Origin of the sequence: Bradyrhizobium sp. BRP22 (assembly GCF_020194175.1) — a bacterium.
GTDB lineage: Bacteria > Pseudomonadota > Alphaproteobacteria > Rhizobiales > Xanthobacteraceae > Bradyrhizobium.
The window spans coordinates 1-11,793 of record NZ_JADYVX010000074.1; the positions used below are offsets into that span (position 1 = coordinate 1).

Annotated in this window: 12 protein-coding genes and 3 pseudogenes; 12 read left to right on the forward strand and 3 right to left on the reverse strand. The window is 58.5% G+C overall.

What is annotated here, in order from left to right; genetic code table 11:
* Both I6F35_RS38880 and I6F35_RS38885 read left to right on the forward strand, forming a co-directional pair.
* Nucleotides 1-298, forward strand: a 298-nt coding sequence (locus tag I6F35_RS38880; protein WP_225122867.1) for a transposase, incomplete at its 5' end; no start/stop codon positions are given.
* A gap of 7 nt (nucleotides 299-305) precedes the next feature.
* Nucleotides 306-671 (forward strand): hypothetical protein, encoded by a 366-nt coding sequence (locus I6F35_RS38885; protein WP_225122868.1) that lies wholly within the window; start codon nucleotides 306-308, stop codon nucleotides 669-671.
* Nucleotides 672-1,040: 369 nt separating this feature from the next.
* On the opposite strand, the pseudogene I6F35_RS38890 reads toward I6F35_RS38885, so the two are convergent.
* Both I6F35_RS38890 and I6F35_RS38895 read right to left on the reverse strand, forming a co-directional pair.
* Nucleotides 1,041-1,324: pseudogene (locus I6F35_RS38890) on the reverse strand (transposase); the annotation flags it as partial.
* Nucleotides 1,309-1,509 (reverse strand): annotated as a pseudogene (locus I6F35_RS38895) (transposase); the annotation flags it as partial. The pseudogenes I6F35_RS38895 and I6F35_RS38890, both read right to left, overlap by 16 nt.
* A 36-nt stretch (nucleotides 1,510-1,545) precedes the next feature.
* Between I6F35_RS38895 and I6F35_RS38900 the strand changes: the two are divergent.
* The 5 genes and pseudogenes from I6F35_RS38900 to I6F35_RS38920 all read left to right on the forward strand — a co-directional run.
* Nucleotides 1,546-1,690: pseudogene (locus I6F35_RS38900) on the forward strand (IS256 family transposase); the annotation flags it as partial.
* 283 nt (nucleotides 1,691-1,973) lie between these two features.
* Nucleotides 1,974-2,441 carry a hypothetical protein gene (locus I6F35_RS38905; protein WP_225122869.1) on the forward strand — a complete coding sequence of 156 codons (468 nt, stop codon included), beginning with the start codon at nucleotides 1,974-1,976 and terminating at the stop codon, nucleotides 2,439-2,441.
* 844 nt (nucleotides 2,442-3,285) lie between these two features.
* Nucleotides 3,286-3,687 carry a hypothetical protein gene (locus I6F35_RS38910; RefSeq protein WP_225122870.1) on the forward strand — a complete coding sequence of 134 codons (402 nt, stop codon included), beginning with the start codon at nucleotides 3,286-3,288 and terminating at the stop codon, nucleotides 3,685-3,687.
* A 129-nt stretch (nucleotides 3,688-3,816) separates the two neighbouring features.
* Nucleotides 3,817-4,014, forward strand: a complete 198-nt coding sequence (locus I6F35_RS38915) for a hypothetical protein (RefSeq protein ID WP_225122871.1) — start codon at nucleotides 3,817-3,819, stop codon at nucleotides 4,012-4,014.
* Nucleotides 4,015-4,116: 102 nt separating this feature from the next.
* Nucleotides 4,117-4,800 carry an HdeD family acid-resistance protein gene (locus I6F35_RS38920; protein ID WP_346283251.1) on the forward strand — a complete coding sequence of 228 codons (684 nt, stop codon included), beginning with the start codon at nucleotides 4,117-4,119 and terminating at the stop codon, nucleotides 4,798-4,800.
* Nucleotides 4,801-4,814: 14 nt separating this feature from the next.
* Here I6F35_RS38920 and I6F35_RS38925 read toward each other — a convergent pair whose 3' ends face one another.
* Nucleotides 4,815-4,991, reverse strand: a complete 177-nt coding sequence (locus tag I6F35_RS38925; RefSeq protein ID WP_225122872.1) for a hypothetical protein — start codon at nucleotides 4,989-4,991, stop codon at nucleotides 4,815-4,817.
* Nucleotides 4,992-5,702: 711 nt separating this feature from the next.
* Between I6F35_RS38925 and I6F35_RS38930 the strand changes: the two genes are divergently transcribed.
* From I6F35_RS38930 to I6F35_RS38950, 5 genes are all read left to right on the forward strand, one after another.
* The gene (locus I6F35_RS38930) at nucleotides 5,703-5,939 is read left to right on the forward strand and encodes a hypothetical protein (RefSeq protein WP_225122873.1); all 237 of its coding nucleotides are present in this window, start codon (nucleotides 5,703-5,705) and stop codon (nucleotides 5,937-5,939) included.
* 392 nt (nucleotides 5,940-6,331) lie between these two features.
* Complete coding sequence (locus tag I6F35_RS38935; RefSeq protein ID WP_225122874.1) at nucleotides 6,332-7,633, forward strand: hypothetical protein; 1,302 nt, start codon at nucleotides 6,332-6,334, stop codon at nucleotides 7,631-7,633.
* Nucleotides 7,634-7,826: 193 nt separating this feature from the next.
* Nucleotides 7,827-8,135 (forward strand): hypothetical protein, encoded by a 309-nt coding sequence (locus I6F35_RS38940; RefSeq protein WP_225122875.1) that lies wholly within the window; start codon nucleotides 7,827-7,829, stop codon nucleotides 8,133-8,135.
* Between the two features lie 107 nt (nucleotides 8,136-8,242).
* On the forward strand, nucleotides 8,243-9,751 hold the full coding sequence (locus I6F35_RS38945; RefSeq protein WP_225122876.1) for a radical SAM protein: 1,509 nt from the start codon (nucleotides 8,243-8,245) through the stop codon (nucleotides 9,749-9,751).
* 16 nt (nucleotides 9,752-9,767) lie between these two features.
* A complete protein-coding gene (locus I6F35_RS38950; protein WP_225122877.1) occupies nucleotides 9,768-11,132 on the forward strand; it encodes a radical SAM protein in 1,365 nt (454 codons plus the stop codon).
* Nucleotides 11,133-11,793: the final 661 nt, after the last annotated feature.

Consider the following 11,793-nt stretch of genomic DNA (forward strand, 5'->3'; position numbering starts at 1 on the left):
GCCGATGCAGAACGCCTTCATCGAGAGTTTCAATGGCCGGATGCGCGATGAGCTGCTCAACGAGACCCTGTTCTTCGATCTCGACGACGCCCGCACCAAAATCGCTAACTGGGTCGCCGACGACAATATCCAGCGGCCTCCCTCGTCGCTGAAATACCTGACCCCCGCGGCCTACGCCGCCCACCTCACCGCAACGGACGACCGGCTGCGCAACCCCGACCAGCTCCGCCGATCGTCCGTTGCTACAACCGTGCCACTTGGCGTACAAAACCCCGAGGCTCTAACTGCCGCTGGATGAAAATGCAGTGGCAGGTCAAATCGGTCATTACTACCGGCGTATGTCAGTAGCTGTGTTCTCGCATTGGAAGGAACGCGCTCTTGAAGAGAGTAAGTTGGCGAGCTCCACGAAACTCTCTTTCCTGTTTGCTACTCATCCCAATCTCGCAGCAACCTATCTGTTCGAATGCGGGTTCTGGCGTCGCCCCTTCCTGCCAATTCTCGGCATCATGGCGGTTGCTGGACTAGCTGTCTTGATTGTCAGCTCTGCAATGATCTGTTCCGCGCAAGCAATTGTAGCCTCGTCAACTAACGATATCGGATCGCTTTGGGGTCTCGTGATCATCGGCTTGGGGCTATGGCGGCTGAAGTCCGCATTCGCGCTTCTTGACTAGGTTTCCGTAAAGGGTCACCGTTGCTTGTGCCATGGAGTCATGGTTATCGAAGAAATGTATGTCTTCGGGCGTTTGGGATAGTGACCTTGCCCCATATGTGGAACGGCCCGCGTGGCAAGAGCTTTTTCAGTCGATTTCACACATTGGAACGGTGCGGTCATATGTCCGGCCTTTGGGCGCGGCACATGGCCGCTGGCCTCGATGAGATCCGCGGAACGAGGAGCTAAATCAAGTTTACGCGTTTGAGCGCATTGGGGGCAGTAGCTTCACTCGCTTCGGGATGTCGTCCCATGGGTTCATCGTCTGTTGTTGCACCTTGCCCTCTGCCGGCCTGCGCCGGTCAGATCGCTTTGGCGGTCACTGCGTCCATCAGCCGGCGGCCTCGGCAGTCACCGGGTCGGGACGTCGGTACGTCCTGCCCTTGTTCAGAAGCGCCCAAATGATCCGCGCCGTCTTGTTGGCTTGCGCGACCGCGACAACCTTGAAGGGCGTCTGGCGAGAAGCGCCTTCAGCCACGGCCGCGCCCGCGCATCGTTTCGGGCCCCCCGCAAGACGGCTGTTGCCCCAACGACAAGCATCGCGCGGAGTTCCGGATTCCCCATCTTCGATATTCGTCCCAGCCGCTCTTTGCCTCCGCTTGAATGAGACCGCGGCGGTCGCGGAAGGCGCCGACGACACGGGTTCGTCGGCGGATCTCCTTCATGATGCGCTCGAGCGGATTGTTCGTTCGAATCCTTCCGCCAATGGAGGTCCGGAAAGGCGTAGGAGGTGAGCGTCTCGTGAACCGCCTGACGAGATCAGCAGCTTTGGCCAGACGGCTTGCCCGCAGATCCGCGATGACGGTCCTGGCTTTCTTGTCGGCCGCGGCGCGGCTGTCGCGGCCGGCATGATCGAGGCCAACAAGGGGCTTCCGACGATTGAAGGCGCATAAGCAATTGTTGGTTTTGCGTGCGGCTGTTCAAGCTCACCACAATCGCATGACGATCAACCCCGTTGCCCACGTTACGAGGGCCGCGTAAGTTCATTCTGACAACGTCGGCTCGACGTAGTTCAACAGCGATTGGAACATCCACCATTTCGGGGCGGCTCTCGCTCGGGCACGTGCGTGGTTAACACATGCCTAACGAGATCGAATAGCGAGCGCTACCAGCTAAGGTAGGTGACCGGTACGACATAGAGACGTAGCAGTTCGCCCGAAACTGGCCGTGAAATTCGATACCGACTAATCAATTTCCTTGGGGCTCCGGCGCTTCCCGGCCTGCGGGCCGCGATGCACTCTGATGACTTTTGAAGGAACTGCAAATGAACCGAACCATCGCAATTCTGCTCGTGCTCGCCGCTGGGCCGGTGTACGGCGACGAGGCCAAGATACCGCAAGACACGTCCGAACTGCGTCGCAGCTGCGCGGAGTGGTTGCCGAACTCTAACGATGCGCCGCGTGTGTGCTTTGCTGCACTTAATATGGAGGGCGCGGCGCGCAAACCGGCCGTTCGTACTGACGACGACGAGACGCGAAGGGCGCGCGTCGCGCTGTCCTACATCGATTGCGATGGCGATTTTACCGTACGGAATGGTCGCTTGGGCCTCTATATCGACGGACGCTTCGTCTCCGACAACATCTCGGGAACGTACTTGGGGGCTATTCACGTGTGGGGTGGAGAGGAAATGCGCTACACGCTGGTGTTTGATGACGATCTATCACACGCGACGCTTGGGGCCGCAAGCGGCGGCGCGGCCTACGCCAAGTGCCACCCGTCGCCCCGCGGCTAGCGTTGCCATCGCGGCGCGTCTCAATCACGATCAGCCCGGGCTGAGAATCGCGCGGGTGAGTGCAGCATCAACGATCCCGACTCCTACGCTCGTGCGCCTTGACGTGGAAAAAGGGCCAGACGCTCGTGTCTCGCCTCTACAACGGCGACTTCGTCATGCGCAATTCGCAGAGCAGCTTCCCGGGATTCTCACGCTCAGGGAGCCGCGGTGGCACAGCCTTGCCAGCGCACTCCGAACGCGAACAAGCGGCGACAAGGAATATCACGCGCGATGCAAGCGCTCCCTGAGTGTCGCTGATTGGATCGACGGCGTGCCAAGTGCCGATATCGAGGCAAGGTTCACGGTTAACCCGTTCGCCTCCGTCGGCCATGGTGACATCCGCGGCATGCAGTCCCGGAACGGGCGGAACGTCAAAAGATCAACTCTGCGGATATTTCTCGCTTAACGAAAGACGCGGGGAGATGGGAAATCGTGCCCCGCGGGCACGGAGCGGACGTGACGTCGAACTAGCTCACACCCCCTGCGCGTTCCAGACGATCGAGCCTGCAGACGCTAAACCGACCGATATCGGCGGTCTTCAACGTATATGCGCGAGCAAGTGGCCAAGCTCTCCCGTGCACACGACCTGACTACATCCTTCAACTGCATTCAGAATCGGTGGCGAACTTCACATTGTTTCTTGAGGACGGGGGCCTAGCGGATGTCGAGCTTCTGCCCTGCGATCAAGCGCTACCAGATAAGGCAGGTATGACATGTTGAAGGTTGTGGTACCCTCTGAAGCTTGCTGATCGTAAGTGAGCAGCGAACCACTCCGCACGTAGCAATCATTTCCGGGAGATATCGAATGCCCGCGACCACAGCCGAAGACGAGAAACGCGAACGGCGGACGCGTGCGGTGCCCGAATTGGCCCAGACATCAACCCCTGGAGCAGGTGGCGGAGCTGATGGTGTTGGAGAAACGGCGGCAGCTGCATCGCGCATCTCATTTACGTTTCCGGAATGGCAAAAATCGATCGAAGCGACAACAAACCTGTTCGCCGCGGCACTGAGGGACGGATTAAAATTGGCTGCTTCCTCTTTGCACGACCAGGCCACTTTTCTGAAAACTCTTTGCGACTCCAAAACTCCCTCTGAGCTACTGAAGTGCCACGTGGATTTCGTGGAGCAATCCTGGTCGAAATCGTTCAGCGAAGGCTCGAAGATGTTGGATCATTTAAAACACAGCCATCAATCTGCGGTAAGTTAAGCAATCCGCCAAGCGTGAGATAGGGCCGACCGCGCGCTATTCTTTCCGGGACCGGGGCCGTACGTTGCGGCTGGCGACGGTATGGAGCGCTGGTTTCGACTACGATTACGACCACAATAGGAGGCAGCGATGAAGCCGACCGCATCAGGTTTTCTTGTCCCATTCGCGCTCGGGGGCGCTGCGCGCGCCCAAGCTCCTGATCCGGATCCCGCACTGAACAATACCGAAGGGTGTCTTGGGAAGTTCGCACTGGTCAACGAGTCAGCGCCGGGCCCGAACAACAACGTGGCGTTCGAGATGGGCCTTGGTATCTGGGCGAGATCGTGAGCAACCCACCTCCTAGGCTTCGGCGGCGAGCACCTCGCGCAGCGCCTGGGTGGTACGAGTACCCTGAACCGGCTGCTCGCAACGAACGATGAGCTCAGCCCGGTGATCTCGCCGCACGTCGCGACGAGCGAAGGCGAAATTTCAGGGTACGCGCATGTAGCGGCGCAGCTTTCGCATCGGAGCACCATCATGGCAAATTCTTCTGATCTCCTGTATTTTCGAGCCGGTCCGTACATCGCTTCACTGCCGAAGTGGCGCCGGATTTTCGCCCTCGGCATAACTTATCTGGTCACCGGCTTCGTGGCGGTCGGCAGCGTTGCGCTCAAAACCGCTGCGAGTGTGCTCGTCGTTGGTGTGATGATGATGATCGCTGGGCTCGCCGAGTTGATCAACGCCTTCCAAGTTGAGACTTGGGGCAGGTTTTTTCTGTGGGCTCCTTTGGGTGCGCTCTACATCGTTGCCGGCTTTGTGACGTTCGAAAATCCTGCGCTCGCTGCTGCGCTGCTTACGCTGATATTCGGCGGATCGCTGGTGGCCTCCGGCATTATGCGCGTGATCCTGGCATTCAGGACGAAGCGCCAAACGGCGCGGTTTTGGCTGGCGGCATCCGGCGTGATTACTCTGCTGGTTGGATTGTTGGTCCTAGCACGTTGGCCGATCAACAGTGTTTATATCCTCGGCCTGTTTCTCGGCCTCGATCTAATTGTGGCAGGCGCGAGCTGGATCGGAATCAGCTTCGGCCTGCGCCGCAGTTCCATCGTGTCGCAGCCGCGATCGCCGGGGTAATCGCCGGGCAACCCTTAATTTCGAACGAGAAAGACATACAGATCCCCGACCACGGCATTGGCCCGGGCCAGCACGTCTTGCTGAACAAGCTGAAGGCCGCTCTTGCGGGCTCTCGGCAGGGTGGCATCCCAGTATTCGTTAATGGCCCTTTCAGCCAACGGAATGCAGTTCAGATCGCCTTTAGCGATCAACCTGCGCAGGATTCCTAAGTTGGGGCATCGGCCGAAGAGTTATTGATTTCGGGTTCTCGGCGTGTTCAGCGAGCTGTTGCCATTCATCAGCGAGGCGCAGCCACGACTCTTTGTCGAGCGGACGGTTTCGCTCGCTCCGCCTGCGCACGGCCAATCCTCGGCTTTGGCGCGGTAAGGCTGAATTGTTTCTTGTCATATTCCGCTCAGTGCGTGAGTCCAGGTAGTGTGCCCCGGCGCGGCCATCTGCACTCCGCGCCGGGGCGTGTTCCATCTACCACAGAAAATGGCCTCGAACGAGGCCATTAGATACTTGGGGGTGGTTGAGAAGAGTGGTGGCGATCGCCACCACCATGCGCAAGCAGCTATCAGCAACGCTGCGGCCAGGTAAAGTCCGAGTATTTCGGTAACTGGGTACTTGAACATGATCGGAGCTGTTGCAGCGCCTGATGCTAGGCAAAGGAGAATAGGGACTTTCCAGGGTACACTTTGGCGGCGAGTGATTGCGGCTATCGCTCCAACCAACAACCCCGCTCCGAACGCGTAGGAGCATCGCGAGGGAAATTGACCCGCCAAAATGCTGGATGCTGCAAAAACGAAGCAGAGAACAGTATATCTCGAGATATTCTCACGCATTTTTCGATCCCAGAACAGAATCTGAGAGTATTATATCTAATACCAATTCCAGGAATACTTGCGCGTTGGAGGCGTCCGTTGCCTGATTCTGACCTGCCACTGAACTTTCATCCAGCGGCAGTTAGAGTCTCGGCGTTTTTGCAGTCGCGATCGCGGATTGCTCTGGTTCACGACGTCTGGATCGGCGATGTCCCCAGAGTGCGCGCGTTGCTTAGCGTCGATAAGAAACTGCCGCCGGTTGCGGCGGTGATCGGCATCGGCGCCCTGCCTGCGACTATCTTGGCGCTCCTGTTTGCGGGCGAGAGGAAGCGTTAAACTTTCGGTGCTCAGCATAAAAGAAGGTGCGACCGCGCCTCCCGCTTTGTGGATCCTGGTGTTCCTCTGTACAGCAGCAGTCCTAAGCGTCCTCCGGTTGACGGGACTCTGGTGAGGACCCGATCATTTTGCCCCGCAGCTATGTGCCCGACCTAATGCCGTCAGCCCTCTGGTTTTGACAAGGACAGCGTCGCCCACTCCTGCGTCACCGACGAACTACCCCACACAACGCACGCGGAGCCCCATGAAAAAGCAGTTTAATTTTCCCGTCGAAAATCGTTAGTTGGGCCCCGAGAATCGAGTAGTATTCTCGATCCTATTACCACGCAGCCTGACCAGGGCTACTTTCCATCATGAAAAATTCGCGTCGAAGGATTTGGTCCCTACTGGTCATGCTTTCGATTTTTGGGGCAGCAGGTGGGATATGGGGCTGTAGACGATGGCATGCGGCACAAGAGCCACCGGATGCGCGACTTGCGCTGGATGCGCACTACCCAGACATGCCGCCCGATGGGCATCATCGATATCTTAATCTTCCGGTGGATTATACCGATGAAAGCAGCGGACGCTTTCGCGCTTTCTATGTGCTCAGCCCTAACTTCAATCCCAAAGGCCCTGTTGTTTTTTTTCTGACGGACGGGCAAATGGAATTGGTAGGCCCGGGGATGGATTTGTCCTTCGTTGATGAGCAGCTTCCTGGGGTGTCCTATGTGCTGATCGGCCACCGCGGCCATAGCCCCACGCTTTTCCCCGAGGTCTATCCAAACGGGAAGCTGGATCTGCGCCGTGCAATGAACCTTTATGGATCCTGGCAGCGCGTCGAGGATATCGAACGCGTAAGGCAGGACATGGTGTCCGCGAAACTGCTGCCGTCAGACGGGCGCATCATGGTTTTCGGAGCCTCAGGCGCGGGCGTGCTCGCGCAGCAGTATCTACACCGATATGGAGAACACGTGACCCGGACATTGCTGGCCGCCACGGGAGCGCCGGACTTGGCCCATCAGCACGGATGGACCTACGCCCGCAATTTCGCTGAGCTCGATCCGGAAGCCGCTGCCTCCCTGTCGGAGATTGCACCGCTTGAGAATGGCAGGCGAGCAAGCTTGGCTTATATGGTTTTTCAACTCGGGCGACAAGGACAGTCGGGCTTGGCAACGCTTCATAAGATCGTTCACGGAGAGCTGAGCCACAACCCGTTGCCGTATGCTTGGTATGAGCTGCACCCGAGCCTGAGCTGGGCGCTCCGCCGCACCCTGCTAAGCCTGCCTGCCGCTGATGCCGCTAAAGTGCGGATGTACGAGCTACTTGGAAGCGACCTACAGCGTGCGGCGTCCTCATATGGCTATGACCTCCCGCTCTACCTATGGTCCACAGAAGTCCTGAGGAATTTCCTGCATCAGCATGCGCCCTTGCCGAATCTGCAGTTGGATCGGAGTCGTTATCAGGGGGAGGTTTTGGTCATCGCGGGAAAGGACGATGTCGTATTCTCTCCGGCAATAGGTAAAGCCATCGCGTTAGCTTATTCTAGGGCTATATTCCTATTGGTTCGAGGTGGCCACCGACTGGAACTGGATCACGAGTACCAGCGTGCCGTTCGCAAGGCCTTCTTCCTGCATGGGCTACAGGCACGCGACACAGCGTCGCTCCTGGACTCTTCCCCCAGCCCCGCAGAGGGGGGCGGGCAGCCACAATAAGGAAGCGATTTTGTGCGCTTGGTCCAGCCGAGCGGATGTCTTCAAGCATGTGACGCACTGACGACTCCGCCGCATCCGATAATTTCGCTTCACCGAACGAACCGCCATAGTTCCTTCGAGCTCCACAGCAAGTCCGCTCGCACCCGCGGCAGCTCGCGTGCCTGTCAGCAGAGATTGGTTGGGAGACAAGTTGATGTGCATCAAAGACGCTCAATCTAAGGTCGAGTATAATTATTTCGCTGAGTCAAATATTCTGATGGAGAATGTAGAAATGAAGACGATCGAGGAGCGCGGGGTTGTCAAGGGCGGAGACGCCGATCTCGGGACGCTGCTTAAGCAGTACGAGTCGGAAAAGTTGATCCAGGAGATGCAGACCCTGATCAAGAAGAAGGGGCTCAAGGTTGATCTCGTCCCTGGTCAAGGGGCGCCGGCGTTTGGCGAGCCCGTACTCGCGTCAGGCTGCGATAGCTGCACCGTCTGTCCCTGTATGATCTGCTGGTAGGCCGAGCCAATGGTCTGGGGACCATCCGGGTGCAATCGCATCCAGATGGTGCCCCGACAGATACAGGACTCCGGTCAGCCCCCGTGAGGGTGCGAGAGAGGGGTGCGATGACAAAGCTATCCATCGAGCCAGATCAATTTGTCGCAGTGCGCCGGGACTTCATCTTCACACAAGATGGGAATCGGCCGATTCTCTACCCTCTCGACTACATCAACACGCACATTCATTTCCTAACTCCGGTTCAGGGGTTCGCCCTGTCACTACTGGACGGAGTTTCGCGATTTTGTGAGATTGAGTCCTTCTTCCATCGCCTCTTCCCGAAGGCCGCGGCTGGGATCCTCGTCGAGACGCTCTCCAGTATCGACGCTTTGGTGCGCGCAAGCGTATCCCCCGTGGGCATCGGTGCTCACGGCATCCTCGAGATTGCCCATGCGCCGATCACCGAGGCGATCCGCTTCGACCCGCGCTGCTTCGTCATCGATCCGCAGGCATATTCGCGCGTGATGCATGGGGTGAAGACTCGATTTCGTCTAAAGGCACCGATCAACCTCTACACAGTCTTCACCCATCGCTGTCAAACCGACTGCCTTTATTGCTACGCCGACCGACGCATCAAAGCAGGTAAGGAGATGTGTCTTGAACGTTGGCGCGAGCTGATCGAGGAGGCTGCGGCTATGGGGGTCCGCATGTGCTCACCTGACAATGGTGACACCTTCGTGCGGCGGGACGGGATCGACTTTCTCAATCTACTGGTCGAGCACAAGATGCTGTTCCTCCTGTCGACGAAAGCGTTTCTGGACCGCGACGCGGTCGCGCGGCTAGTCGACGCCGGTTTCAAGGAGAAGATCAACGGTGTAGTCGAGCGGCCCGTGCAGCTTAGCTTCGATGCCGCCGACGAGGATGTGAATGTGCGCGTGCTGAACGCCAAGAAACCCCGCACGCAACGAACGGCTCGAACCTTCGAGAGCTTCATGGCTTTCGGCATACAGCCCATCATCAAGGCAGTTATTACTGGGTTAAATGTTAATCAACCGAAGAAAATCGTCGATTTCTTCTACCCTTGTGGCGCTCGAACTTTCAGTTTCGTGCGCTATACGCGCTCGTTCCACCGCCACAGTGACGACCTGTTCGTTACCGGGGCCCATCACGCAACGCTTGCTCGCGAGTTTGAGGCAATCCGAGCCAAGTATCCGGACATTAAGCTAAACGAAAATCTATCGAGGGCCCCAACGTCGGCTGAAGAGCTGACCCCGCAGCGCAAGCGGCAGATCTGGAGCCAGCGGATCGGCTGTGGCGGAGGGTGGCACGCGCTCGGCATCGGTCCCGACGGCGGCGCCTTCCTCTGCGAGCAGATGGCGTACGAGGAGCCGTTCCTGGTCGGCGACGCCCGTCACCAATCGTTGCGCGAAATCTGGACGGGCTCCCGATTGCTCAACTTTATCCATCCCAGCCGCGAGCGGTTTGCCGGGTCCAGTTGCGAGACCTGTCCGTCCTTCGAGACCTGCATATGGGAGAAGGGCCGCTGTTACCGGGACGCCTATTTCTCCTATGGCTCCGTTCACACCACGCCGCCGTTGTGTCCTTTCAACGACAAGCCAGGCGTGCGGCTCAGCTAAGGGGAGCGCCACGACCATGACTGCGACGCGGAAGTGGAAACTGTCGAGCTTCAACATACCCCTCCGCGAGGCGGATGACACGACTCTGCTGTTCAACGCGAGGAACGGCCAGACGCTTGAATTGGATAAGACCGGCTGGACCATCGTCCAAAGGTGTCTCGATAGCCTGGAGCACGAGGACGCCACGCCGGATCGGGAGCTTGTGAGCTGTCTCGCGACGCTTGGTTTCGTGGTGCCGGCCGAACTGGACGAGTTTGGAGAAGAGGAGGAGCGGCTGCGTCACAGCAAGGCCGACGAATCACGCCTGTTTGTGACCATCGCGCCGACGATGTCTTGCAACCAGCACTGCAGCTACTGTTTCCAGCGCAATACGCCCAAGACGAAGGTCATGTCGGAAGGGATGCAGCAGGCGACCATCGAGTTCGTCCGTCGCAAGCTGGCCAACAGCCGTCAACTCGTCGTCCAGTGGTTCGGCGGCGAGCCACTGATCGCCTATGCCGCGATCACCTCGATGACGCGCGCATTCAAGGCGATCTGCGCCGACGTCGGGATCGACTACTATGCGGAGATGCTGACCAATGGCGTCCTGTTGACGCCGGAAAGGGTGGTCGCCCTGCCCGAGCTCAGTATCAAGGCGCTGCAGATTTCCCTCGATGGCATGCCCGAGACCTATTCTGCGCGGCGCCAAGTCCCGATGGCGGCGGCGGAGGCCCATTACCGGTTCTTGGCCGAGCACTTGCCGGACATCGTCGAGGCCACCGGGTCCCTCACGATCCGCATCAACGTGGATCGGGAAAACATCGAAGAGGCCAAATATGTCGTCCGCTTCTTCAAAAGCCACGGCGTGGTCGATCACCGCATCGATTTCCGTCTCGGTTTCATCAACACCAGCCGAGGTCTGCTGGATTGCGTGCCGCACGACTGTTTCACCAACGCTGAGTTCGCCAAGGAGGAGCTGACGTTTCGTCGCTTCCTCGATTCAGAGGGCTACATGGTGTTCGGCATGCCGCGGCCCAAGCGCTACCCTTGCACCGCGGTTGTGCGCAATTCGTTCACGATTGATCCACACGGCAACCTCGGCAAGTGCATCCCCGCTGTGGGCACTTCCCACTCGACATTCGCGCGCATTCTGAGGGACGATATGGATAGAACAATGCGGGACGTGACAACCGCCGAGATGCCATATAGGCGCTTCAATCCCTTTCAGAGCGAAGGGTGCAGTGGCTGCTGCATGATGCCAGCGTGCTTGGGCTCGTGCCCCAAGCACCATGTCGGGGGCCGCCGCGTGGTGGCCTGCAGCATGCGCGAGGCGCTCGCCGATAAGATCACGTTTTATCACCGGTTTCACGAGCGGCGGCTCAAGACCCGCGCGCAGGCCTAGATGTTTGAACGGTGTTTTTTGCAGCTACTTTTTTCTTTGGCTGAGTTCACTGCCGCCGTTTGTAGATTCCTCGCCGGAGCGGCGCAGCGCATTCGAAGGCGAAGGTCGAGCTCTCCGCCGGCACCAGGCCCGCATAGCTCAGCTGGAGAGCAGCCGCATCGGTAAGCAGAGACGCGCAGAGTCCTGCTGCGGGGCACCATGGTAGTCTGTCCCGGAATGTAGGGCGCGCTTGGCACATTCCGTCGGAGGATTCGAGGTTAAGTATACCAGCCGAACGACCTCGAAGGCTGAGATACGTAGTCGTGGGGCTCGTCCAGAGCCGGGTGTGAGCCGATCCACCCTAGGCAATCGCGATTTTCCTGGTGTTTCGATAACCCCGAGGACGAATTGTTCTGGCCGGATGGCAGGCACCGAGCCCACCCCGCTGCAAAGCCTCGGCAGGGCTTGCTGTTGTGGTTAGGAAGGCTACAAGTTTTGGTAGGTGGGAACTTCAACAAGCCAGACTAAAGTCCTTTTTGAGAACCGCGCATCAATGCACTAGCAGTCTGCTGAAAAACCCAGAAATTGGCGCATCGCGGTGTCTTTGGGTCGGAGTTTCAGGTGATGTGTTCGATGCTGTGCGGCTCTGGCGGTAGTCTGCGCAGCGGCTTTTCTATGCCAT